The following is a 23,877-nucleotide window of genomic DNA, read 5'->3' on the forward strand; positions in this document are numbered from 1 at the left end:
ATGGACAGACAAACGCTGATGTTGTTCGGCGGGATTGGCGCATTCCTGCTGCTGGCATCCCTGATCGGCTGGCTGCTCAAATGGCGCAGCCGTGGCACCGCCAATCCGGTGATCGACAACCTGAACGCGCGAATCAATGCCTGGTGGGTGATGGTAGCGGTGATCGGCATTGCGTTCTGGCTCGGGACCACTGCAGTGATCCTGCTGTTCTACGCGGTCTCGTTCTACGCCCTGCGGGAATTCATGACCCTCACACCCACCCGGCGCAGCGACTACCCGGCGCTGGTGGCGGCTTTCTACCTGGCGTTACCGCTGCAGTACCTACTGATTTACTACGATTGGTATGGGCTGTTCTCGATCTTCATTCCGGTCTATGTATTCCTGCTGCTGCCGATCCTCGCCTCATTGGGAGGGGACAGCACGCACTTCCTGGAACGCGCCTCCAAGGTCCAGTGGGGATTGATGATCGCGGTGTTCTGCGTGTCCCACGTCCCCGCCCTGTTGACCCTGGACATCAGCGGCTACGAAGGGCGTAACCTGCTTTTGATTGCCTTCCTGGTGATCGTGGTACAGATGTCGGACGTGTTGCAGTACGTGTGCGGCAAACTGTTCGGCAAGCACAAGATCGCGCCCAATCTGTCGCCGTCCAAGACCATCGAAGGCTTCGTTGGCGGCGTACTGCTCGCCTCGCTGATTGGCGCTGCACTGTACTGGATAACCCCGTTCACTGCCGGACAGGCATTCCTGATTGCGCTGTTGATCAATCTGTTGGGATTCGCCGGCGGGATCGTCATGTCCGCCATCAAGCGTGATCGTGAGGTGAAGGATTGGGGACACATGATCGAAGGCCACGGCGGCATGCTCGATCGGCTGGACTCGGTGTGCTTCGCCGCACCGATCTTCTTTCACCTGGTGCGGTATGGCTGGACCTGATTGATATTCAGCCCGGTTGAAAAATCCTGGGTCGCTGTCGGCCATAAAAAAATGCTCCGTACCTTTCGATACGGAGCATTTCCATTTCGCGCCAGGCAGAGTCTGCAGGGCGGCTCTCCTGACTTCTACTTCACGGCGAACCGATCAGTCATCGCGGCCCATGATGCCGAACAGCTGCAGCAGGCTGATGAACAGGTTGTAGATCGATACATACAGGCTGATGGTCGCCATGATGTAGTTACGCTCACCGCCGTGGATGATGGCGCTGGTCTGGAACAGGATGCAGACCGAGGAAAACAGCACGAAGCCCGCGCTGATTGCCAGTTGCAGACCGCTGATCTGGAAGAACATGCTCGCCAGCACCGCGCCCAGCAGGACGAAGAAACCGGCGGTGATGAAGCCACCAAGGAAGCTCATGTCCTTACGGGTGATCAGCACGTAGGCCGACAGGCCGCCGAACACCAGGGCGGTCATGGCGAAGGCCGAGCTGACCACTTCAGCGCCGCCCTGCATGCCCAGGTAACGGTTGAGGATCGGGCCCAGCAGAAAACCCATGAAGCCGGTCAGGGCAAAGGCAGACACCAGGCCCCAGGCCGAATCACGGAGTTTGTTGGTCAGGAAGAACAGACCGTAGAAACCGATCAGCACCACGAAGATATTCGGGTAGCCGACCCGCATCTGCTGAGCAACAAAGGCCATCACCCCACTGAAAGCCAGGGTAAGGGCCAGCAAGCCGTAAGTGTTGCGCAGGACGCGGCTAACCTCTAGCTGCTCGACCTGCACGCTGTTGTTAACTGCGTAATCCTGTTCGCGCATGGCGACACTCCTGTAGTTTTGAAACGTTCAGACGCAAAGATCATAACAGACGCTCTGTAACAAGCTATGCAGAGAGTTTGACAGTGTGTTTCATTCGGGTATTATGGCGCCCGCAAAGCAGTTTGGAAGCGTGGCCGAGTGGTTTAAGGCAACGGTCTTGAAAACCGTCGATGGGCAACTATCCTAGAGTTCGAATCTCTACGCTTCCGCCACATACTTACGTTAGAGCCCTGATTATTCAGGGCTTTTTCGTTTCTGGGGTTTGCCAAAGGCTTCCTCGCAACCGAAGTATTACTACACTTTCCTGCCTCGTCCCCTCCCCGCCACACCCACCTGCCAATACCCTGACAAAACTCAGCATCACGCCTGCCACGGGTTAACTACACTGCATCCGGCTGAGCACGATTAAAGCGATTGACACGTGTCGCGCCAGAACCAGACCACCGCCGCTCATCCATCGATTACCCCCTGAGCACCCGCCCCCATGAAAGAACCCATCCGCTACGCCGACTACCTGCACAAGATTGGTTCCGGTCGCCGCGAGATCCCCATGCGCGACCTGGTTTCAGCACCGGTTCGTGACGCCGATGGCCAGTGGCAGGCCGCGCCGCACAAAGCCGTGAAGTTGCACGCCGGCGAGGTCATGGCGATTCTCAAGCCCTATTTCAGCGCCCGGTTCATGGAGCAATTTCGCGCCGTGGTGCCGCTGGCGTTGTACCTGGCGCTGTTCCAGATTGTCATCCTGCGCCAGTTGGTGGAGGACTCCTGGCTGGTCACAGGTGGCCTGTTCGCCGTGATTGTCGGGCTGATGCTGTTCATGGAGGGCTTGAAACTCGGCTTGATGCCCTTTGGTGAAGTCATCGGCAACAACCTGCCCCGCCGGTTATCGCTGCCGGTGGTGCTGCTGGTGACCTTGCTGCTGGGCATCGGCGTGACCTTTGCCGAACCCGCCATCGGTGCGCTGCGAGCCGCCGGACAGAACGTCTCGGTCGAGCGCGCGCCCTACCTCTGGGCGCTGCTCAACCAGTGGACCAGCGAGCTGATCCTGGTGGTCGGCGTCTGCGTCGGCCTCGCCGCGGTCATCGGCACGCTGCGCTTCCTCTACGGCTGGAGCCTGAAGCCGCTGATCTACCTGTCGCTGGCGCCAGTCCTGTTGCTGACGCTGTATCTGCACAGTGACCCCGAGTTGGCCAAGGTGATCGGCCTGGCCTGGGACGCCGGCGCGGTGACCACTGGACCGGTCACCGTGCCGCTGGTGCTGGCTTTGGGCATCGGTATCGCCGCGGCCGCCGGCAAGGGCGGCTCCGGGTTGTCCGGGTTCGGCATCGTGACCCTGGCCTCGCTGTTCCCGGTGATCGGTGTGATGCTGCTGGGCCTGTATGTGGCGAATGCCTCCTCGCCCGCCGAAATCATCGCCGCCGCGCACGCCGCCAGCGGTGCCGCGCAGACGGCTGCGCAATGGCATGAAGTCAGCCCTGGGCTGGACATTGTCTCGGGGATACGGGCCATCGTGCCGCTGGTGATCTTCCTGCTGATCGTGCTGAAACTGTTGCTACGCCAGAGCCTGCCGCGGCGCCGCGAAATTTTCCTCGGGATTGGCCTGGCCGTGGCCGGCATGTGCGTGTTCAACCTCGGCCTGACCTACGGCCTGTCGAAACTGGGTGGCAGTGCCGGGGAGTTGATTCCAGCGGCGTTCATGCAAACGCCGGGCGTCGCCGAGTCGCCACTCTATCTCTATCAAGTAGGCCTGATCCTGGCTCTGGTCTTCGCCTGGGTGCTCGGCTATGGCGCGACAGTTGCCGAACCGGCACTGAACGCCCTGGGTGTCACTGCTGAAACCCTGACCAATGGCTTCATCCGCAAGCGCAGCCTGATCCGTGCGGTCTCCATCGGCGTCGCCAGCGGGATTGCGGTAGGTGTCGCCAAGCTGGTGTTCGACCTGCCGCTGGTCTGGCTGGTGGTGCCGCCCTACCTGCTCGCGGTGCTGCTGACGGTTTTTTCCAGCGAAGAGTTCGTCAACGTCGCCTGGGACAGCGCGGGTGTCACCACCGGCCCCATCACCGTACCGCTGGTGCTGGCCATGGGCTTGGGGCTGGGTAACGCGACCAACGCGGTCGAGGGCTTCGGCATTTTGTGCATGGCCTCCGTCGGCCCGGTGATTACCGTGATGCTGCTCGGGCAGTGGGCGCGCTTGCGCGTGTGGAAACAGGAGAAGGCCGCCATCGAGCAGCCAGGGACTCAATTAGTGGGCACGGGAGAATCACAATGAGCGCTGAAGGCATCACCTACTTGACTGACGTTGCCCTGATCACCTGCATAGTTGCCGTCGGCCGTGCCGACCTGGTGATCAGCGCGGCCCAGGGCATGGGCGCGCCGGGCGCGATTGTGTATCACGCCCAAGGCCTCGGCCCGCGCGAGCGGCTGGGTCTGCTGAGTATCGCCATCGATGCGGAGAAAGAGGTGGTCAGCCTGCTGGTCGCCGCCGACTATCAGGATGCGGTACTTGAAGCCATCTATCACGCAGCCAATCTGCATGTTCCGGGGGCAGGCATGATCTACGCAACGCCGGTGGAAAAAGTCGCCACCTACATCCCTCGCGAACTGCTCGCACAAGGTAAAACCTCGTGAGCGTGGCGACTGCCGGCATACCCGGCGGCGCGGCCAAGCTGATCACCTGCGTACTGCCCGACGATGGTACCGAGCGCAAGTTACTGCTGCTGTTGCGCGAAACCCATGGCATCACCCGCGTGGACAGTGTCAGTTGCCGTGGCGTGAATGTGCTGCAGGCCGCCAAGGCACCACGCAACCAGGTCCCGGAAGCCGTGCTCTGCCGAGTGGTCAATGTGGTGGTGGATGAGGCCCAGGCAGACGCAGTGTTCGACTTCATCTGCGAACACGCCGGGCTGAGCGGACCGGGCGGCGGATCGGTGTACCGGGTTGCCTTGAATTTCGCGACACCGTTGGCGATGCCGCCGGGGGTCGCGCAGGAACCGGATTAAGCACCCTTTTGCGCAACAGACCTGCTTTCTGCGATCATTGCGCACTGCTCACACTGCAGTGCTTTTGATAAGGAAATCATCAAGTTGCAACCATCAGAAAAACGCTGCCGGTTCTGCGCGGAGAGCATCAAATCTGCCGCTATCCGTTGCAAGCACTGCCAGGCTGACCTGCGACCCAGAGGCAAACGCCTGCTGACCCGACTGGCAGTGACTGCCGCCATCGTGCTGGCAGCCTACCTGCTCTTCGGCGACTCGGATGACAAGGCAGAGACCGCTGCTCTGGCGGACATTGCGGTTTGCCAGGACCAGGGGTCCTCGGTGGCCTCCCCCCTGGCACGCAGCATCATTGCCAACGCCTGTCGTCAGATCGAGGACGATGTGCGCCCGCACACCAGCCCCTTGCCCTAGTGTGCGCTCATACGCACGGTTTCCTGCAAACCTTGGCCCTGGACTTGCATTGCCTGTCACCGACCTGTCGCACAAACACTGTAGGTATCGGGCAGGCAATCACTGACAGGGAGCGGGATTATGTGCGGTCATTTCATTCAAGGCGAAGGGATGGCGGCCTTCATGGCCGAGCTGCAACCGCGAGGAGACTGGCCAACAGGCTATGACACTGGGGCCGCCAGCGCGCTGAGCGTGGTGCCTGCGCACCGTGCGCACATTCTGCACAGCGCTGAGGACGGGCTGCATATTGATGCAGTTCGCTGGGGCTGGGCGCCTTTTGGCGCACAGGGCAAGCAGGCCGATGCCTTGGCGATGCCAGTGGAAACAGTAACCGCGCCGACCCTGTTCAAGTTGCTCTGGCCCAACAGCCGGGCGCTGGTGCCGTGCGACGGCTGGTTCGAGCGGGCCGCCGATACGCAGCTGTACTTCGTGCGTTTGAAAAGCCGCAAGACGATGTTCTTCGCCGCCCTGGCCCATGTTCATCGTGGCACCGCCGCTCAGCTGGGCGGAGGCTTCGTGATCATGACCAGCGCCGCCGAGGGAAAAATGGCCGCGCTGCATGCCCAAAGGCCAGTGGTGCTGACGCCCGAACAGGCCAACGAATGGCTCGACCTGGACCTCTCGCCGCGTCGCGCCGAACAGATCGTCACCCACCTGCGCCTGGACACCACGGCCTTCGAATGGCTCAGGGTCATGCCTGCCGCGACTACAACAACGGCCTGCGTTTCTCGTAGCGCACATCCTGGGTATCGACCCGCTCGGCCACAGTCCAGCCAAGACGCTGGTAAAAGCCATTGGCCCTGATCTCCTGCCGGCCGTCGGTAACCAGCACAATCCGTTCATGGGCCTTGAACAGTTCGGCCTCGGCAGCGGCCATCAACAAACGGCCCAGGCCTCGATTCTCGTAGGCGGGACGCACGAACATGGCAAACACCTCGCCCTCGGCGCGGTCGATCATCGAGAATGCCACCGGTTGCCGGTCGACTTCGGCGATCCAGATGCAAGGCCCCTCATTGATCGCCGATCGCAGCACCTGCGGGGTGATGCCCAGGGCGTCCATCTGCTCGCGGCTGAGGTGGTTCTGCACCACTGAAGTGCGTATTTCGAACAGACTCTCGACATCATCGACCGTGGCCATGCGCAGCGACACACTCATCATTCCAGCTCCCGAAGATCATCGGCCATTGTAGAAAGCCGCGGGCAGGCGAATAAACAGCTCGATTGTTGGAGATCTGTAAGCTGATTCGAAATGGTCCGGGCGCCCGTGGACTAAGCTGAAGGTTCCAGCGGAGGGCTTTCCCATGTGCGGAAGACTTTCACAATACCGAGGCATTCACGACTTCGTCGCGGCCCTGGGCATGCCCAATGCCCTGGTCAACAGCGTCGGTGATGAGCCGCTGGCGCATTACAACGTCGCCCCGACAACCGCGGTCGCATTGATTCACCTCGAAGGCGAAACCCTGCACGCCGACCGAGTTCGCTGGGGCTGGCGTGCGCACTGGTCGACCGATCGCACCCTGCCGATCAATGCCCGGGTCGAGAAAGTCGCCCACGGTTCATACTTTCGCGCCATCTGGCCACATCGCGCCATCGCGGCCGTCGACAACTGGTTCGAATGGGTCTACGAAGGCGGCCCGAACAAGCAGCCTTACCTGATCCGCCGTCGCGACCACGCGCCGATCCTCTGCGCCGCCATCGGCCAATACCCGGCGGGTGGCCGCGAACCTCGGGCCGATGACGGCTTCGTGATCATCACCGCCGACAGTATCGGCGGCCTGCTGGATTTGCATGACCGGCGCCCGGTGGTGCTGGCGCCGGAACTGGCACGCGAATGGCTGAACCTCGGCATGCCCAAGGAACGCGCCGAGCAGATGGTGCTGCACGAGGGCGAGCCGGCCGAGACCTTTGAATGGTTCAAGGTCGACCCTGCTGTCGGCAACGTGCGCCACCAGGATCGGGAATTGATTACGCCTATCGGCAAGATCCGGCGCGGCGACGAAAGGCCCCCCAACTGATCCGTCGTGCCTGGCGAGCGTGGATTTTCTCGACTAGCCTGAGCGCGGCAAGTCACCCGCCCTGCCCTGAAACATCTTGTCTGGGAGACGAAGATGAATCCGATTCAACAGGCTGAACGGACCTACCGCACCTGGTCCAACCCGATCTTGCTGGAGCTCAAGGAACGGCGCCATCAACTAGCCCCCAGCGACCGTCAGGCACTGGAGAACGTACTGCTGGAACGCCGGCTGTTCGACAGCGGCAACCCTTCGGGGCTCGAGCGACGCACCTCGAACGCTGATGAGCCGCTGTAGCGAGAGCGCCTGGCGCCCTCGCCGTATTGCCTCACTTACTGATTGTTGCCAGCCTTTGCAGGCCTGGCCTTGTAGCCCGGCAGCGCTGCCGCAAACGCCAGCGCTTCTTCGCGAGTGGCAAAGGTGCCGTACCGGTCACGCTGGGTACAGACCCGCCACGGGCCGCTGTTCACGCTGACCACGTCATAGCCGTTCATATGCATTTTGTTCAACATCGCAATGCTCATAGCCACCTCCGTCGAAGACGTTAAGCCCAGGCTCAACTTACACCCACTGACCACCCTCCGGGCCACCGAGGGGTGAACGGTCTCCTGGGCCTTGTCGGTTTGATCCGTTGACCGCGCCAAGGTGCGCACGGCTGGACGAACGGCAGATGACAAATCCTTCACTGTGCCGGCGCCACGGAGCCCTTATAGTCACCCCGCTCATTCAAGGAACATTTAGCCCGCACTCCCCGCGCGGGCTTTTTTTTGCCTGGGTTTCTGCAACGTCCAGGCACATCGGTTAATCTCGCGACTCCCCTCAGTCGACACCAGGACGTCGCCCATGCCATTGCGCATCGATCTCACCGAAGACCCGCAACCCGAGGAATACCAGGCCATCCTCGCCCCCCTGCGCGCCCACAACATCGCCAACGCCGGCGATGGCCACTATCAGGAGATCGCCCTGCTGGTGCGTGGCGAAGACAGCGACGAAGTGCTCGGCGGACTGTATGGCAAGTTGTTCTACGAATGGCTGTTCATTGACCTGCTGTCGGTGCAACCCCACTTGCGCGGCCAGGGCATTGGCGAACGCCTGATGCGCATGGCCGAGGAACTGGCGCGGGAAAAAGGCTGCATCGGCATGTACCTCGACACCTTTGAATTCCAGGCGCCGGCGTTCTACAGCAAGCTGGGCTTTGTCGAGGTCGGGCAGATTGCCGACTATCCGCGCGGCAGCAGGCGCTTCTTCATGCAGAAGCGCCTGGCTGCTTAAGCCTTAATGGCCGCTCGCCTCTGGCCCGGCCTTCGCCGCAAACGGTGGCTTGGCCAGCCACACCAGCAGGATCAGGCCGACAAAACCCCAGCCCAGCAGCGTGAAGTAGTCCACGGTGGAGAGCATGTAGGCCTGGCTGGTCAGCACGTGATCGAGCTGGGCGTACGCCGGGGTGCCGGCACCGCCCAGGCTGTTGAGGGCGTCGCGGGTAGCCGGCTCGTAGGTGCTGATGCTTTCGCTCAGATAGGCATGATGCTGGTCGGCGCGGCGAATCCAGATCCAGGTGGTCAGCGACGCCGCGAAGCTGCCGCCCAGGGTCCGCAGGAAAGTCGCCAGTCCGGCGCCATCGGCAATCTGATGGGGCGGCAGGTCGGACATCAGGATGCTCAAGGTCGGCATGAAGAACAGCGCCACGCCAATCCCCATGAACAGTTGCACCAGCGCCACGTGCTGGAAGTCGACCTCGTTGGTGAAACCGGCGCGCATGAAGCAGCTCAAGCCGATCGCCAGGAACGCCAGGCCGGCGAGCAGGCGCAGGTCGATCTTGTGCGCGTACTTGCCGACAAAGGGCGACATCAATACCGGCAGGATGCCGATCGGCGCCACCGCCAGTCCGGCCCAGGTCGCGGTATAGCCCATCTGGGTCTGCAACCACTGCGGCAGGATCAGGTTGATGCCGAAGAACCCGGCGTATCCCAGCACCAGCACGATGGTGCCGATGCGAAAATTACGGTAAGCAAAGAGCCGCAAATTGACCACCGGATGGCGGTCGGTCATTTCCCAGATCACGAAAACGGCCAGGGCAATCACCGAAATTGCCGCCCCCATCAGGATGAAGTTCGATTCGAACCAGTCCAGGTCGTTGCCCTTGTCTAGGATGATCTGCAGCGCGCCGACGCCGACGATCAGGCTGATCAGCCCGACATAGTCCATCGGCTGGCGACTGGTCTCCACTGGCCGCGCCTTGAGCTGTTGCTTGACCACCATCACCGCGAAGATGCCGATGGGCACGTTGATAAAGAAGATCCACGGCCAACTGTAGCTGTCGGTGATCCAGCCGCCGAGGATCGGCCCGGCAATCGGCGCCACCACCGTGACCATCGCCAGCAACGCCAGGGCCATGCCGCGCCTGGCCGGCGGATAGACGGCAATCAGCAGGGTCTGGGTCATTGGATACAGCGGCCCGGCCACCAGGCCCTGGAGCACGCGGAAGCCGATCAGCTCCGGCATCGAGGTGGAAATACCGCAGAGGAACGAGGCCAGCACGAAGAGCATGGTCGCCCAAAGGAACAGTTTCACCTCGCCGAAGCGCCGGCTCAGCCAGCCGGTCAGCGGCAAGGCAATTGCGTTGCTCACGGCAAACGAAGTGATCACCCAGGTGCCCTGCTCCGAACTCACGCCGAGGTTGCCGGAAATGGTCGGCAAGGCGACGTTGGCGATGGTGGTGTCGAGCACTTGCATGAAGGTCGCCAGCGACAGGCCAATAGTGCTGAGCACCAGGCTGGGCGGCGCGAACGAGGCGTTGTTACTCATCGCAAATCCTTGGAAACGAGGCGAGCGTTGCGCCGCTTGCACGGCGCAACGAGCGGATTGGCGAACTCAGCGCTGGGCGGTCTTGCTCAGGGCTGAACTGTTGTCATGGATCAGCCGGGCAATCATCGCGTCGGCGTCGGCCAACTGTCGGTCATAGATGCTGGTGCTGAAGCTGGCCTTCTGCGGCGGCTGCTGGGCCAGCACCGGGCCACTCTGGTCGCGCAGGTCGACATTGACCAGGGTCGACAGGCCGACCCGCAATGGATGCTTGGCCAGTTGCTCGGCGTTGATGTGGATGCGCACCGGCACCCGCTGGACGATCTTGATCCAGTTACCAGTGGCGTTTTGCGCCGGCAACAGGGCGAAGGCGCTGCCGGTACCGGCGCCGAGGCTGTCGATGGTGCCGCTGTACTTCACGGCACTGCCATACAGGTCGGCCTCGATGTCCACCGGCTGGCCGATGCGCATGTCACGCAGCTGGGTTTCCTTGAAGTTGGCGTCGATCCACAACTGATCCAGCGGGATCACCGCCATCAGCGCAGTGCCGGGCTGGACCCGCTGGCCCAGTTGCACGGTGCGCTTGGCGACATAGCCGGTGACCGGTGCGATCAAGGTGCTGCGGGCATTGTTCAGGTAAGCCTGGCGCAACTGCGCGGCGGCGGCCTGGACGTCCGGGTGCGACGACACTTCGGTGTCATCCACCAGCGCGCTGCTGGTCTTGAATTGCTGTTGAGCGTTGGCCAGGGCGTTTTGCGCCGAGGTCAGGTCGTCCCGGGCGTGGGACAGTTCTTCCTGGGAAATCGCCCCACCGGCGGCGAGATTTTTCCGCCGATTGAAGTTTTCCTGGGCCTTCTGCACTTCGGCTTTCTGCGCGTTGACCTGGGCTTTCATGCCATCGACGTTGCTGTACAGACCACGCACCTGGCGCACGGTACGCGCAAGGTTGGCCTGGGCACTCTGCAAGCCGACTTCGGCGTCGTTGGGGTCGAAGTTGACCAGCACCTGGCCTTCCTGGACCAGGTCGCCATCGTCGGCGCCAATGCTCACCACCGTGCCGGTCACCAGCGGGGTGATTTCCACCACGTTGCCGTTGACGTAGGCATCGTCGGTGCTCTCGTTCCAACGCCCGTAAAAATGATGCCAGCCCCAGACGGCGAGGCTCGTGACAATCACCAGGATTGCCAGCAGGGTCAGCATGAACTTGCGTTTGCCGGGATTGCCCGTGTCGGGGGTATTTTCTGTTGTCGAGGTGTTCTGCACGTTGGCCATGACCAATACCTTAATTATGGGTGCGCGTGGCGGGCGCTGGAGATGGGCTGGCCATGGCCAGGTTGTCGCTCTGGAATCCGCCACCCAGGGTCTGCATCAATTGAATCGACAGATCGATCTGCTCGGCGTTCAGACTGGCTAGCTGGCGTTGCGCGCCGAGCAACTGCTGCTCGATGCTCAGCACGTCCAGGTAGTTGCCGACGCCGGAGCCGTAGCGCTCGAGCACGGTGTTGTAGGACGCCTGGGCGATATCGGTGGAATGCTGCTGCGCGACGATCTGCCGACCGACATCACGCAATTGGCCAATGCTGTCGCTGACATCACCCAGGGCCTTGACCAGGCTCTTGTTGTATTGCGCCACCGCCAGGTCGTAATCGGCGTCCTTGGCGTCGAGGTCGGCGCGCAGGCGGCCGCCGTCGAAGATCGGCAGGGAAATGGTCGGCGCGACATTGAAAAAGCGCGAGGTCGAGCCAAATACCGCGCTCCCCATCAGCGACTCGAAACCGGCTGCGGCGCTGAGGTTGAGGTTGGGATAAAAGGTGGTCTTGCCGGCATCGATGCTTTTGCTCGCCGCCTCCACTCGCCAGCGCGCCGCCACCAGGTCCGGGCGACGACCGAGCAACTCGGCGGGCAATACCGAAGGCAGGGCCACGGCGCTGGCTTGCAGGATGTTCGGCCGGGCGATCTCGTTACCGCGATCCGGGCCTTTGCCCAGCAATACCGCAAGGGCAATTTTCGCGCTCTGCAGGTTTTTCTCGGCGTCAATCAACGACGCCTGGGAGCTGGCTTCGAGGCTCTGGTTTTGCTGGTACTGGTAGAGGCTGTCGATGCCCGAACTCAGCCGGCGCTGGCTCAGGCTGAGTAACTGCTGAGTGCGTTTGAGGTCTTCGCTGGCCAGGTCGTGGACGATATAGGCCTGGCCCAGGTTGCTGTAGGCGCGGGCGACATCGGCGGCCAGGGTCAACTGCGCGGCCTGCTGGTCGATCTGCGCCGCGCGGGCCAGGCCCAACGCTGCTTCCCAGGCGTCGCGCTGACCGCCCCACAGGTCAAAGGTGTAGTTGAACGTGGCGCCGATGCTGCGCATGGTGTCGTAACGATCGCCCTGCAAGGTCGGATCCTGGTACTGCGCCAAGCGCTCACGGCGAATTCCGGCGCTGGCATCCAGGGTCGGCATCCGCGCCGCATCGGCGGCACCGGCGGCTGCGCTGGCCTGGTGGGCACGGGCGCTGGCGATCTGCATGTCCGGGCTGTCGCGCAGGGCTTCACGAATCAGGCCGTCGAGCTGCGGGTCGCCAAGGCTGGTCCACCAGTCGCTTTTCGGCCAGGCCGCCGGCGACAGGGTCACGCCATTCAGGGATTGCCCAGCCTGCAGCGATTGCGCCTGCAGGCTCGTGCCCTCGGTGTTCAAGCCGCTGTAGTTGGCGCACCCGGCCAGGCTCATGGCCATCAGCACCAGGCCAAGCCGCGTGGTCATGTTCATTGGTCACCTACCCGCAGCACGGTGATCGGATCGCCGGCGGCCAACAGGATTTTCTTCAGGATCGCTTGCAGGGTCTGCAGCTCCTCGCTGTCGAGGGCTCCGGCCAACTGGTTCATCGCGTTGACGCCGATTTCCGGCAGCTTGTCGGCCAGCGCCTGGCCGTCCTCGGTCAAGGCCAGGCGCACCAGGCGTCGGTCATCCGCGCAACGCTTGCGCAGCAACAGGCCCTTCTGCTCCAGGCGGTCGAGCATGCGGGTCATCGAGCCACTGTCCAGGGACAGGTGACGGCACAGCTCGGCCGGGGTGTCGACGCCAAACTGGGCAATGATGATCATCACCTTGAACTGCGCGGCCGTGATGCCGTGGGGTTCCATGTGGGTGTCGATGATCCGGTCCTTGAGCAAAGCGGCGCGACCCAGCAATAGACCGAGGTGGCAATTTTGAAAGTTGTCCGGCGAGAAATGTTTCATCTGGCGATCCGATAGCTGCCTAGGCAGTGAATGTATGTCGAGATGTTACTGCCTAGGCAGTGAATGTCAAATGAATTAGTTAGCTAGCTTCGTAATTGGCCGACAATCGGCCACACTGAAACGCCAACGGGCCCGGGTTCAATGGAAGGAAGTTCCGTTGAACCAGGGCCCGTTGGGAGTGCATGTAGTCAACACAGGCGCGTTATTGTTGACGATTTTCGCGAGCAAGCTCGCTCCTACGAAAGCCGTTAGAAATCGCGCTTGTAGAAGATATCCAGGGAACTGGCGATGCCGCTGGCAGCCTCCAGGTAGACCTTCTTGCTCAGCTTGTAGCGCAAGGCAATGGTGTTGGCCGGCTCGAAAACCCCAACGCCGTAACGCAGGCTGAGTTTCTCGGTGATCTCACCGCTGGCAACCACGCTGGTGGTGGTGCCGCTGCCTTCGGTGTCGAGCTGGAAGTCCTGGATCCCGAGGTTTTTCGCCAGACTGCCGGTCAGGTCGGAACTGCCCATCAGGCCCAGGCCCAGGGCGGCCTGCGCCAGCATGTTGTTGTCTTCACCGTTGGTGCTCAGCGGACGCCCGAGCACCAGGTACGACAGCGCCTGCTCCTGGCTCATGGCCGGCTCGGAGAAGATCTGCGTGGTCGGCTGTTCGGCACTGCCGCTCAGGCGGATCCCGGCAATCACGTCGTCGGTCTGGCGCACGGCTTCGATGTCGAGGTACGGCTGGTCGATCGGCCCGGCGAACAGCAGCCGCGCGCGACGCACCGTCAGGCGCTGGCCGTAGGCACGATAGCGACCGTCGTTGAGCCACAGCTCGCCACGGGTGTCCATGTTGTCGCCGATGTGCACATGGCCCTGCAGATTGGCGGTGAGACCGAACCCGGCAAAGCTCAGTTTGTCTTCGCCGACTATGACGTCGATGTCCATGGCCATCGCCATCGGCGGCTTGCCCTCCTCGGTCTGGTGACCGACGATCACTGTGTCGTCGGAGACCTTGACCGTCGACGGCGGCAGCTCGCGCACGGTGATCTCGCCCTTGGGCACCTGCACCTTGCCGGTGATTGCCAGCTTGTCTTCCTTGATCGAGATCTTCAGGTCCGGCGCCACTTCCAGGGCGGCGTAGGGTTCGACGCTGACCGGCAACTGCGCGCCCTTGAGGTTCAGGTCCACCACCAGCGCCTGGCCCCAGGCGATGTGACCGTCCAGACTGCCCTGCCCGGTCTTGCCGCCTTTCCAGCCGCCCTTGAGCTGCACGCTTTCGCCGGCGATCTGTGCCTGCAATTGCAAGGCCTCGAAGCGCGTCGGCAGTTGCGGTCCGGAAATTTCACCGTCGCTCAACGCCAGGTTGCCATTGACCTGTGGCGCCAGCAGCCCACCGGACAAGGTGCCACTGCCGTTCAAGTGGCCGGAGAGTTTCTCCACCATCGGCACGAACGGGCGCGCCACCGACAGATCCAGGCCGCTGAGGCGGAACGAGCCGCTCAGGGGTTTGTTCTTCGGCAGCGGATTGATCTGCGCCTGGACCATCAGCTCGCCAAGCTTGCCGCCGACAAATTCCAGCTGGCTGTCGATGCGCTTGGGGTTGAGGGTGCTGCTGAGTTTCAGGGTCTGGTACGGGAAGTCCAGCCACTGGTCCTTTTCCTTGATGCGCAGGGTGCCGCCACTGGCATCCACCAGCACCTGGCCTTTCGGGCCGCTGGCCGGCAAGTCCAGCTGCACGTCGGCGTTGAGCTTGCCCTGCCAGGCGAAATCCTTGGGCAGCCATTGTGCCAGGCTGTCGATGGGGAATTGCTTGAGGTGATAACGCAGTTTCGGCTCGGGCATCAGCCGCTGATCCTCGCCACACAGACTGGCCGCCCCGGACATCCAGCAGTGGGCGCCGAAGGTCAGCTTGCCGTCGGCCAGGCGTTCGATTTTCGCCGGGCCTTGCAGTTGCCAATCCTGGCCACCGGCCTTGATGTCGCCACTGGCCAGGCGCCCGCGCCAGTTACCCTGGTCGAGGCTGCCGTCCAGGCTCAGGGCCAATTGCAGCAACGGGCCTTGCAGGTCCAGTTGCAGCTTCTGGTTCTTCAGCGTGCCCTCACCGCTGGCGGTCAAGGTGCCCAGAGCGTTGTCGCCGACTTCGATGCCGCTGCCCTTGAGCTCGATCTTCGCCCGTTGCGCGCTGTCGAGGGTGGCATCGAGGTTGAGGCTTTTCAGCCGGTTGTCGTCGAATGCCAGTTGCACACCCTGCAGATTGGCCTTGCCCTGGGGCGCTTGCAGCGTGCCGGCGACCTCGACCCGGCCATTGAGTTGGCCGCGCAATTGCGGCCACAACTGACCGAGGCGCGGGGCCTTGATGTCGATCTGGCCGCTGAGTTTGTCTTGCAGGCTGCCGCTGCCATCGATGCGGTTGTCTCCCAGGCGGATCTGCAGCGCGTTGAGGTTCCAGCGTTCGCCGGCACCATCGGCCTTGGCATGCAATACCGCCGGCTGACCGCGCAGCTTGCCCTTGAGATCGAGGTCGGCGTTGAGGCTCAGGCGTTCATTCTTCATTTCACCCTTGCTGCGCAGCGGGCCAGCCAGGGTGCCCGGTAATTCCGCCAGCCAGTACGCCGGGTTGATCGCCGACAGGTCGAGGGCAGTGTCCCAGGCAATGCCGTCGGCAAACTGCACCTTCACATGACCTTCGGCCTTGCCCTGCCCGGCCTCCAGCTTGAACTGCGGGAGGAAGATCTGACCGAGGTCGCCACTGAACGGGCTGCTCAGGCTGAACGCACCGGCGGGACCGTCCAGCGCGGCCTGGAAATTGCCCAGGTAGTTGCCGTCGCGGTAGGACACTTCGCCATTGAAACTGCGCAGCGCCACCTCGGGCTCATCGATCAGCGGATAGAGGCGATGCCAGGGGAAATCCAGCCAATCGATTTTTGCTTCGGCACTCAGGCCTTCGGACCAGTCGAGCTGACCGCTGAGCTTGAGGTTCTGCTTGTCGTTGGCCGTCAGGTCGAGGGCGGCAATCTGCGCGCCCTTGGCGTCGACCTGGCCTTGCAAGAGCAAGGCGACCGGGCCGTCTTCGGCGCGCAGGCTGGCCTTGCCGAGCAGTTGATAGCCGTTTTTCAGGTCGCCATTGCCGGTGAGCTCCAGCTGATTGAGTTGCAGGGTGTCCGGCAGGTCGGCGCTGGCCTTGAAGCCATCGGCGGTGATGCGCACCGTGGCCGGCAGATTGTCCACCAGCGGTTGCAGCTCACCCGTGAGGCGCCCTTGCAGGTAACCGCTGCTGTCGGCCGTCAGGTTGAGGGTTTTCAGCAGGTCGCCGTCGACCTTCAAGGCCAGCGCCCACGGCTGCTCACCCGGTGCTGGCAGCGTCAGCAGGCCGTTGGCGCTGAGGGGCCAGTTGCCGGTGGGTTGCAGCAGGCCGGACAACTCAAGCCTGAGGTCGTCCCGTTGCAGGTGCAGGGATTCGATCTGCAAGCCCTGTGCGGTCCAGTGCGCGGCCAGTTGCAGGTCCTTGAGTTGCTCGCTGCCGTCGAGGCGCAGGCTGCCGATCTGCACTTCACCCAACTCGATGGCCAGCGGCAGTTTCAATTCAGGCAAGCTGATCGGCCCGCTGCTCGACTCCGGGCTCGGGGCGAACTGCAGGATCACCTGCTCGGCTTTCAGCTGTTCGATGCACAGGGCCATGCGCGTCAGGCACAAGGGTGACCAGGCCAGCAGCGGCTTGACCAGCTCGACCCGATCGTCGCCCTGTTGCCACAACAGATGATCGGCGCTCCATTGGCCGGCCAGGCGGCCGTGGAAATTCTCTACCTTGAGGCCCGGCACCTGATTCAACGCCCAGCGACTGCCAGCCTCGGTCCCCAACAAGGCGCCGACGCTCAATACGACCACGACTACCAGCGCAACCAGCGCCAGCAGGGTTATTTTTACAGCACGCTTCACAGCTCAGGCCCCATGGAAAAGTGCAGGCGAATACCGCCGGGATCATCCAGCGCATGGGCCAGGTCAAGACGGATCGGGCCAACCGGGGACACCCAGCGCACCCCCACACCGACCCCGGTCTTGAGGTTCGGCAGTTCGAAAGTGTTGAAGGAATTACCCTGGTCGACGAAGGTTGCCACGCGCCATTTCTCGGCCACCGAGTACTGGTACTCGAGGCTGCCGGAAACCATGTAGCGGCCACCGATGCGATCGCCATCGGAGTTTTCCGGAGACAGGCTCTGGTAGTCGTAGCCGCGCACGCTCTGGTCGCCACCGGCGAAGAAGCGCAACGACGGCGGAATCGACTTGTAGCCGTTGGTGGCCGAGCCGCCGATCTGCGCTCGAGCCAGGAACCGATGCTTGTCCAGCACCGTGGTCAGGCCCTTGGCCAGCGCCGTGCCGTACAACAGGTTGTTGTCCGAACCCAGCCCTTCCTTGGCCACCTTGGTGTCGAATTGCAGGCGGTAGCCGTTGCGCGGATCGATGCGGTTGTCACTGCGCAGGTAGGCGTAGCTGACGCCAGGCATCAGCAGGTTACTGATGCCCGAATCATCGCCGAGGCGATATTCCTCGTGCTGCCATTTCAGCGAGATCACCCGCTGCCAGCCACTGGGCAACTTGCTGTGCCATTCCGGGCCGAGAGTCAGCAGTTTGCTCAGGCTGTCGGTGTTGGCCAGCTCTTCATATTGATAGCCGCCAGCGAAGCGCAGCTTGTCGGTGAGCGGCGGATCCATTGGCACGTCGTACCACAGACCGACGTTCTGCCGTGGCGCCGACAGTTCCGCCTCCCAGCCATAACTGTGGCCTTCGGGATTGACCCAGTGGCGCGTCCAGTTGGCCTTGACCCGCGGCCCTACGTCAGTGGAATAACCGAGGCCCAGGCCCATGGTCCGCGGCTTGCGGGTATCGAGGGTGACCGCCACCGGAATCACGTCGTTGGCAGCACTGGTGGGCACTGCATCGACCCGCACCGACTCGAAATAGCCGCTCGATTGCAGCGCCTGGTTGAGTTCGGCGATCAACTCGGAATCGTAGGGTGCGCCGCTCTTGAACGGCACCATGCGTTGCAGCAGGTCGTCGTCAAAGGGCGTATCGCCGGTAAAACTGACCTTGCCCAGCGCATAGCGCGGGCCGCTGTCGTACACCAGGTCGATGTCGGCGACACCGGCGCGCGGGTCGACCGAGAGTTTCTGGCTGGTAAACCGGCCACTGAAGAAGCCAAAGCGCGAGGCCTGGTTCTGGATCAGCCGTTTGGCGTCGTCGTAGTGACCGTGGTTGAGCACCGCACCAGGCATCAGCACGCTGCTCTGGGGAATGCGAAAGGATTTGAGGGAGGCCGCCGGCCCGGTGACACGAATATTGACGTTGCGCAGGCGCACCGGCTCGCCGGGGTCGATGTTCAGCACCAGGCGCGGCGACTTGCCGTCCTTGACCGTGCTTTCGATTTGCGGCTGGTAGTAGCCCAGGGCCTGGGCGGCCTTGCGCGCCTGCTCCTCGGCTCCGCGACTGAAACGCAGCAGCGCTTGTTCATCGCGGTCGCCGAGGTCGCCGATATAGCCCTCGATATTGGCTTTTAGCTCGTCGTTGGACGGTTTGATCCTGACGTCCAATTCACTTTGAGCCAGGGCGGCTGCGCTGCTGATGAGCACGAGCACGCCACTGGTAAATCTTCCTGGAAACTTCATAGTCGCGGATGCTATCACGAGCGTGGGAGCGTGATAGAGCGATCAAGCCGAAGAAAAGTTCGGCGTTATCCCGTTGCGCTATGTAACACCTGCGGATTGGCGTGAAAAAATACGTGCTCACGCACCGGGCCCACCGCCACCTCACCGATCTCCTCGTAGCCCTGACGCTGGTAGAACGCCAGGTAACGCGGGTTGCCGGTGTCGAGCACGACGCCTTGGGAATGCTCGTCCACCGCGCACCAGTTATGCACCGCCTGCAGCAGTTGCTCGCCGTAATGCTGGCCCTGGAATTGCGGGTGGATGCCCAGCAATGGCAGGACATGCACTGAATCCGAGGGCACGCAGGCAGCGACCGCAGCGTGATACTCGAGGTAGCGTCGGGTGCAACGAAAACCGGTGCTGAGCACCATGCGCAGGCGCCAGGCCCAGCTTTCGGTGATCCCCAGGCGGCGTTGCGGTGGCGCGATCAGGGCGATGCCGATCAACCGGTCGTTGACCAGCAGGCCAATGGCCGGCAGGTCCTGCAGGAAATGCTGCTTGACCAGCTCACGCACCGTGGCCCGCACGCGTTGTTCATAGCCGGGACGTTCCGCTTCGAACAGGAACTTGAACGTTGGCTCGTGGCGGTAAGCGTGGTAGAGCAAGGAACGCGCTTCGCGCGAATAGCCGCTGTCGAGCCGATGGATATCAGCGATGGCAGTCGAGGTTTCAGGCATGACGGTTGATCTCCCCTGGCGCGGCTCAAAGGGCCCCGCTCTTGTTGGTACGAACCCGGCACTGCAGTGATCGTTCCCATGCCCGGAAACATTAGCAGGGCATTGGCGGGGCTGCCATGAGGGGCTGTAGGAGCGGGCTTGCCCGCGAAGGCGGCGTCACGGCCTCCATCGCCATCGCGGGCAAGCCCGCTCCCACAGGTTCACCTCCCCCATAGCCGCTGCCTGTAAGCACCCACCACTGGCCCCCGCCCCCCATGTCGGCTAGCATCGCAGTTTTGCCAGGACTGCCGACCATGAAGATCGTCTCGTTCAACATCAATGGCCTGCGCGCTCGCCCTCATCAACTGGCGGCACTGATCGAGAAGCATCAACCGGATGTCATCGGCCTGCAGGAAACCAAGGTGCATGACGACCAGTTCCCGCTGGCCGAAGTCCAGGCGCTGGGTTATCACGTGTACTACCACGGGCAGAAAGGCCACTACGGTGTCGCCATGCTGTCGCGCCAGGAACCGCTGGCCATCCACAAGGGCTTCGCCAGCGATGAAGAAGACGCCCAGCGTCGCTTCATCTGGGGCACATTCGCCGACGCCAATGGCACCCCGATCACCATCATGAACGGCTATTTCCCACAGGGCGAAAGCCGCGACCACCCGACCAAGTTCCCGGCCAAGGCGCGCTTCTACAGCGATTTGCAAAACCTCCTGGAAAGCCAGTTCAGCAACGACCAGCCACTGGTGGTGATGGGCGATGTCAACATTTCTCCGCAGGACTGCGACATCGGCATCGGCCCGGACAACATGAAACGCTGGCTTAAAACCGGCAAGTGCAGCTTCCTGCCGGAAGAGCGCGAGTGGATGGAACGCTTGAAGAACTGGGGCCTGGTGGACAGCTTCCGTCATCTCAATCCGGACGTCGCCGATCGCTTCAGCTGGTTCGACTACCGCAGCCGCGGCTTTGAAGACGAGCCCAAGCGCGGCCTGCGCATCGACCTGATCCTCACGTCCAGGGCCTTGGTGCCGCGAATCAAGGATGCTGGCGTTGACTACGAACTGCGTGGCCTGGAAAAACCCTCGGATCACGCACCGATCTGGCTGGAACTGAGCTGATCCGACGCGGCGAGTCACGGGTAAACCGTCATATTTCAGTAACCTGAATGTCTTATGGTCCCGGCACCTTCATTGCCCGCCAAGGTGCCGGCCCATGTTGCGCTTCCTCTGCTCGCTGCTGCTGTGCAGCCCCTTGGCCGCCGTGGCCACGCCATTGCCCATTCCCGTCGACGGTACCGTTCTGCGCATCCAGGGCTCCAACACCATTGGCGCGGCGCTGGGGCCGGCGCTGGCCACAGGCCTGATGCTCGACCAAGGCCTGCTCAAGGTGCACAGCGTGCCCGGGGGCAATGCCAACGAACAACAGGTGATCGGCGAGACCGCCCAGGGCCAGGCGGTGATCATCGAGATTGCCGCCCATGGTTCAAGTACCGGGTTCACTGCGCTGAAAAATGCCAGTGCCGACCTGGCCGCCTCGTCGCGACCGATCAAGGACAGCGAACTGGTCGACCTCGATGCGCTCGGCGACCTGAACAGCCTGGGCGCCGAACAGGTGATCGCCATCGACGGCCTGGCAATCATCCTGCACCCGCAAAATCCCCTGAATCAGCTGAACACCGAGCAATTGGCGAGGATTTTCAGCGGCGAAATCAGCACCTGGGAACAACTCGGCGGGATCGGCGGCGCAATCCACCTGTATGCGCGGGATGATCAATCCGGCACCTTCGACACCTTCAGGGAACTGGTGCTGAAAACCCGTGGCAAGACCCTGGCCAACACGGCCAGGCGTTTCGAGTCCAGCGAACAACTGTCTGACGCCGTCAGCCATGATCCCCAGGGCATCGGCTTCATCGGCCTGCCCTACGTTCGTCAGGCCAAGGCCGCGGCGATTGCCGACGGTGCCGCGCAACCGATGCTGCCACTGAGCCGGCTGATCGCCACCGAAGACTATCCGCTGTCACGCCGGCTGTACCTGTATTTGCCGCCGAGCAACGACAATCCCTGGGCGCAAGCCCTGGTGCAATTCGCACAGAGCCCGCAAGGCCAGGCAACAGTCGCAGCCAATGGCTTTGTCGCGCAGACCGTCCAGGCCATGAGCGTGACGCCCAGCCGGCAGATGCCAGAGGGCTATCAGGCGCTCAGTGCCGAGGCAAAGCGGCTGACGGTGAATTTTCGTTTCGACGAAGGCAGCGCCAATCTGGACAACAAGGCGCGCCAGGATCTGACGCGGGTCCTCGACTACTTGCAGCAACACCACAAGCTCGACCGGCAAGTGACGCTGGTGGGTTTCGGCGATGCCAAGGCCGATCCCGCACGTGCCGACCTGCTGTCGAAGCTGCGGGCCATGGCGGTGCGTCGCGAACTGGTGAAAAGCGGCGTGGTGTTGCGCGAGATTCGCGGTTTTGGCGCCGAGATGCCGGTCGCCGCCAACAATGACGACGAAGGCCGGATCAAGAACCGCCGGGTCGAGGTCTGGGTTTACGCAGACGCGGGGCAGTGACATTCGAGAATCAAGACTGTCGCAACAGTCAAAATCGGTGCAGCGAGAAAAAGCTCCAGCGAATGGGAACCCTCACGCCCCAGACGTTAGCTGTACAAAATTATTATTTGGTATAACTTTTAAAGACGTCGATTGAGTGTTGTCGAGGTCTTTGCATGGCTATGCAGACGGGCCGCTTAAGCTCGCACCTTATCTGTCTTGTGCTGATGCTCCAGAGTGCAGAGCTATTGGCTGATTGGCGCGAGGCCATACCCGATGCTCGTCGGCTGGGCAGCGGGGAGATGCGCGTCTTCGGGTTCTCCATCTACAGCGCACAGTTCTGGAGCCAACACCTGATTGCCGGTAACCCGCTGGATTCTGAGGCGCCCTTTGCCCTGGAGCTGACCTACAGCCGGGCTGTGAGTCGCGATGATCTGGTTGCGGCCAGCCTCAAGGAAATCCGTCGCCTGTCGCCCAACTCCCCGAGTACCGAGCTGATGACCCGCTGGGAGCGGGAGATGCAGCAGGCGTTTGTCGATGTGCGGGCCGGTGACCGCATCACCGGAGTCTACCTGCCTGGCGAGGGCGCTCGTTTTTACGTCGGCGAGAACCTGCAGCATGTGGTCAGGGATGAGGCGTTCGCCAAAGCCTTTTTTGCCATCTGGCTTGACCCCCGAACACGCAACCCGGAGCTGCGCGCCCAATTGCTGGGTGCTGCCAAACCCTGAGACCGTCGAGGACATGCACATGTTGAAGATCGGACTAATGCTGCTTTGCCTTGGCCTGGCAAGTTGCAGTCGGGTGGATGTGCACACCTACAGCCAGGAGACACCCACGCTTGAGTTGCGCGAATTCTTCGAGGGCCGCGTCATGGCCTGGGGGATGTTTCAAAAGCGTTCAGGTGAGGTCACCAAGCGCTTCCACGTGGAGATCAATGGCCACTCCGAGGGTGACAGGCTGATCCTCGACGAATCATTTGCCTACAGCGACGGTACCCGGCAAAAACGGGTGTGGACGCTCACCCCGGTGGGTGCCAGTCAATGGCGCGGAACCGCCGGCGACGTGGTGGGTGAGGCGCGTGGTGAGGTGGCCGGCAATGCACTGCGCTGGAAATATGTACTGAGCCTGCCGGTGGATGGCAAGGAGTATCAGGTCGACCTGGACGACTGGATGTACCTGATGGACAAAGACACGATGATCAATCGCTCGTTCATGAGCAAGTTCGGGGTAGAGGTCGGCCAGATCACCTTGTTCTTTCGCAAGCAGTCTTGATTCACCGCGCAGGCTGTCCGGCGAGACGGTGCAGTGCCGGCATCAATATCGTCCATATCAATGCGAGCAGCAGCATGCTCGGCCAGGTACCGAGCGGCAGGCCCACGCCGGCCAACTGGGCGCCCCCCCAATAGGAGAGAGGCCCGCCAAAGGCCCCTAGCAGACTTCCCACCCACCAGGGTCGCTTAGTCCAGCTCAGACTGTGACGCAAGGTGCTGGCGAAAAGAAGCCAAAGTAGTGCCAGCCAAAGCGGCAGACCCCAAGTGGCGCCGGAAAAGTCGAATAACCCGACATGAAAAAGCGCACTGTCCAGCACCCAACCGCAAGCGGCTAGCCGTAACAGACTGCGCCACTCATCCAGGTCGTTGGCAATCCAAAGCAGGTGTATCGCCAGGCAGGCAATTGCAATCAGCAACAGCCACGGCCGTTGCGCACCCAACACGCAGGCGAACCAGCCGAGTTGGAAAAGCCCGGCGTTGAGCAACAAC

At 62.3% G+C, this 23,877-nt stretch carries 24 protein-coding genes and 1 tRNA gene; 14 read left to right on the forward strand and 11 right to left on the reverse strand.

The features are described from left to right. On the forward strand, window positions 1–933 hold the full coding sequence (locus ACZYR5_RS12650) for a phosphatidate cytidylyltransferase (protein WP_489089608.1): 933 nt from the start codon (window positions 1–3) through the stop codon (window positions 931–933). A 144-nt stretch (window positions 934–1,077) separates the two neighbouring features. Here ACZYR5_RS12650 and ACZYR5_RS12655 read toward each other — a convergent pair whose 3' ends face one another. Then, complete coding sequence (locus tag ACZYR5_RS12655) at window positions 1,078–1,749, reverse strand: Bax inhibitor-1/YccA family protein (RefSeq protein WP_027620659.1); 672 nt, start codon at window positions 1,747–1,749, stop codon at window positions 1,078–1,080. Window positions 1,750–1,873: 124 nt separating this feature from the next. Between ACZYR5_RS12655 and ACZYR5_RS12660 the strand changes: the two genes are divergently transcribed. The 6 genes from ACZYR5_RS12660 (at window position 1,874) to ACZYR5_RS12685 (ending at window position 5,999) form a co-directional block, all read left to right on the forward strand. Then, window positions 1,874–1,961 (forward strand) — tRNA-Ser (locus ACZYR5_RS12660). 272 nt (window positions 1,962–2,233) lie between these two features. Beyond that, on the forward strand, window positions 2,234–4,018 hold the full coding sequence (locus tag ACZYR5_RS12665; RefSeq protein WP_489089607.1) for a DUF1538 domain-containing protein: 1,785 nt from the start codon (window positions 2,234–2,236) through the stop codon (window positions 4,016–4,018). Beyond that, window positions 4,015–4,377, forward strand: a complete 363-nt coding sequence (locus tag ACZYR5_RS12670; protein WP_489089606.1) for a P-II family nitrogen regulator — start codon at window positions 4,015–4,017, stop codon at window positions 4,375–4,377. Before ACZYR5_RS12665 ends, ACZYR5_RS12670 begins: the two co-directional genes overlap by 4 nt. Beyond that, entirely contained in the window at window positions 4,374–4,748 is a 375-nt protein-coding gene (locus ACZYR5_RS12675) for a hypothetical protein (RefSeq protein ID WP_489089605.1), read from the forward strand. Before ACZYR5_RS12670 ends, ACZYR5_RS12675 begins: the two co-directional genes overlap by 4 nt. 84 nt (window positions 4,749–4,832) lie before the next feature. After that, window positions 4,833–5,156, forward strand: coding sequence for a hypothetical protein (locus ACZYR5_RS12680; protein WP_489089604.1), 324 nt, complete (start codon window positions 4,833–4,835; stop codon window positions 5,154–5,156). Window positions 5,157–5,276: 120 nt separating this feature from the next. Then, window positions 5,277–5,999: an SOS response-associated peptidase family protein gene (locus ACZYR5_RS12685; protein ID WP_489089603.1), complete on the forward strand. Its 723-nt coding sequence runs from the start codon at window positions 5,277–5,279 to the stop codon at window positions 5,997–5,999. Here the strand turns inward: ACZYR5_RS12685 and ACZYR5_RS12690 are convergent. Beyond that, window positions 5,902–6,351 carry a GNAT family N-acetyltransferase gene (locus ACZYR5_RS12690; RefSeq protein ID WP_489089602.1) on the reverse strand — a complete coding sequence of 150 codons (450 nt, stop codon included), beginning with the start codon at window positions 6,349–6,351 and terminating at the stop codon, window positions 5,902–5,904. The two genes, ACZYR5_RS12685 and ACZYR5_RS12690, sit on opposite strands and share 98 nt — an antisense overlap. Window positions 6,352–6,496: 145 nt before the next feature. On the opposite strand from ACZYR5_RS12690, the gene ACZYR5_RS12695 reads away from it, so the two are divergent. Beyond that, on the forward strand, window positions 6,497–7,210 hold the full coding sequence (locus tag ACZYR5_RS12695) for an SOS response-associated peptidase family protein (protein ID WP_489089601.1): 714 nt from the start codon (window positions 6,497–6,499) through the stop codon (window positions 7,208–7,210). 93 nt (window positions 7,211–7,303) lie between these two features. Continuing rightward, window positions 7,304–7,504, forward strand: a complete 201-nt coding sequence (locus ACZYR5_RS12700; RefSeq protein WP_489089600.1) for a hypothetical protein — start codon at window positions 7,304–7,306, stop codon at window positions 7,502–7,504. 35 nt (window positions 7,505–7,539) lie between these two features. Here ACZYR5_RS12700 and ACZYR5_RS12705 read toward each other — a convergent pair whose 3' ends face one another. Continuing rightward, complete coding sequence (locus ACZYR5_RS12705; protein ID WP_489089599.1) at window positions 7,540–7,731, reverse strand: DUF2188 domain-containing protein; 192 nt, start codon at window positions 7,729–7,731, stop codon at window positions 7,540–7,542. 319 nt (window positions 7,732–8,050) lie between these two features. Between ACZYR5_RS12705 and ACZYR5_RS12710 the strand changes: the two genes are divergently transcribed. After that, on the forward strand, window positions 8,051–8,479 hold the full coding sequence (locus tag ACZYR5_RS12710) for a GNAT family N-acetyltransferase (protein WP_489089598.1): 429 nt from the start codon (window positions 8,051–8,053) through the stop codon (window positions 8,477–8,479). A gap of 3 nt (window positions 8,480–8,482) precedes the next feature. Here the strand turns inward: ACZYR5_RS12710 and ACZYR5_RS12715 are convergent, their stop codons facing one another. From ACZYR5_RS12715 to ACZYR5_RS12745, 7 genes are all read right to left on the reverse strand, one after another. After that, window positions 8,483–10,012: a DHA2 family efflux MFS transporter permease subunit gene (locus ACZYR5_RS12715; RefSeq protein ID WP_489089597.1), complete on the reverse strand. Its 1,530-nt coding sequence runs from the start codon at window positions 10,010–10,012 to the stop codon at window positions 8,483–8,485. A 66-nt stretch (window positions 10,013–10,078) separates the two neighbouring features. Continuing rightward, a complete protein-coding gene (locus ACZYR5_RS12720; protein ID WP_489089596.1) occupies window positions 10,079–11,281 on the reverse strand; it encodes an EmrA/EmrK family multidrug efflux transporter periplasmic adaptor subunit in 1,203 nt (400 codons plus the stop codon). 10 nt (window positions 11,282–11,291) lie between these two features. After that, the gene (locus ACZYR5_RS12725) at window positions 11,292–12,755 is read right to left on the reverse strand and encodes an efflux transporter outer membrane subunit (RefSeq protein ID WP_489089595.1); all 1,464 of its coding nucleotides are present in this window, start codon (window positions 12,753–12,755) and stop codon (window positions 11,292–11,294) included. A 2-nt stretch (window positions 12,756–12,757) separates the two neighbouring features. After that, window positions 12,758–13,231, reverse strand: coding sequence for a MarR family winged helix-turn-helix transcriptional regulator (locus ACZYR5_RS12730; protein ID WP_489089594.1), 474 nt, complete (start codon window positions 13,229–13,231; stop codon window positions 12,758–12,760). Window positions 13,232–13,479: 248 nt separating this feature from the next. Further along, on the reverse strand, window positions 13,480–17,151 hold the full coding sequence (locus tag ACZYR5_RS12735; protein WP_489089593.1) for a translocation/assembly module TamB domain-containing protein: 3,672 nt from the start codon (window positions 17,149–17,151) through the stop codon (window positions 13,480–13,482). Next, window positions 17,148–18,875 (reverse strand): autotransporter assembly complex protein TamA, encoded by a 1,728-nt coding sequence (locus tag ACZYR5_RS12740; protein WP_489089592.1) that lies wholly within the window; start codon window positions 18,873–18,875, stop codon window positions 17,148–17,150. Before ACZYR5_RS12740 ends, ACZYR5_RS12735 begins: the two co-directional genes overlap by 4 nt. Window positions 18,876–18,940: 65 nt before the next feature. Further along, the gene (locus ACZYR5_RS12745; protein WP_489089591.1) at window positions 18,941–19,591 is read right to left on the reverse strand and encodes a GNAT family N-acetyltransferase; all 651 of its coding nucleotides are present in this window, start codon (window positions 19,589–19,591) and stop codon (window positions 18,941–18,943) included. A 293-nt stretch (window positions 19,592–19,884) separates the two neighbouring features. Here ACZYR5_RS12745 and xthA point away from each other — a divergent pair, with 293 nt between their 5' ends. The 4 genes from xthA (at window position 19,885) to ACZYR5_RS12765 (ending at window position 23,389) form a co-directional block, all read left to right on the forward strand. Further along, window positions 19,885–20,697: an exodeoxyribonuclease III gene (xthA, locus tag ACZYR5_RS12750; RefSeq protein ID WP_489089590.1), complete on the forward strand. Its 813-nt coding sequence runs from the start codon at window positions 19,885–19,887 to the stop codon at window positions 20,695–20,697. Between the two features lie 94 nt (window positions 20,698–20,791). Next, window positions 20,792–22,138 carry a substrate-binding domain-containing protein gene (locus tag ACZYR5_RS12755; RefSeq protein ID WP_489089589.1) on the forward strand — a complete coding sequence of 449 codons (1,347 nt, stop codon included), beginning with the start codon at window positions 20,792–20,794 and terminating at the stop codon, window positions 22,136–22,138. A 155-nt stretch (window positions 22,139–22,293) separates the two neighbouring features. After that, the gene (locus ACZYR5_RS12760) at window positions 22,294–22,845 is read left to right on the forward strand and encodes a chalcone isomerase family protein (RefSeq protein WP_489089588.1); all 552 of its coding nucleotides are present in this window, start codon (window positions 22,294–22,296) and stop codon (window positions 22,843–22,845) included. A 19-nt stretch (window positions 22,846–22,864) separates the two neighbouring features. Next, a complete protein-coding gene (locus ACZYR5_RS12765) occupies window positions 22,865–23,389 on the forward strand; it encodes a DUF3833 domain-containing protein (protein ID WP_489089587.1) in 525 nt (174 codons plus the stop codon). A gap of 1 nt (window position 23,390) precedes the next feature. Here ACZYR5_RS12765 and ACZYR5_RS12770 read toward each other — a convergent pair whose 3' ends face one another. Further along, the gene (locus tag ACZYR5_RS12770; protein ID WP_489089586.1) at window positions 23,391–23,876 is read right to left on the reverse strand and encodes a DUF2878 domain-containing protein; all 486 of its coding nucleotides are present in this window, start codon (window positions 23,874–23,876) and stop codon (window positions 23,391–23,393) included. Between the last annotated feature and the right edge of the window lies 1 nt (window position 23,877).

Source organism: Pseudomonas sp. F007, assembly GCF_057814275.1.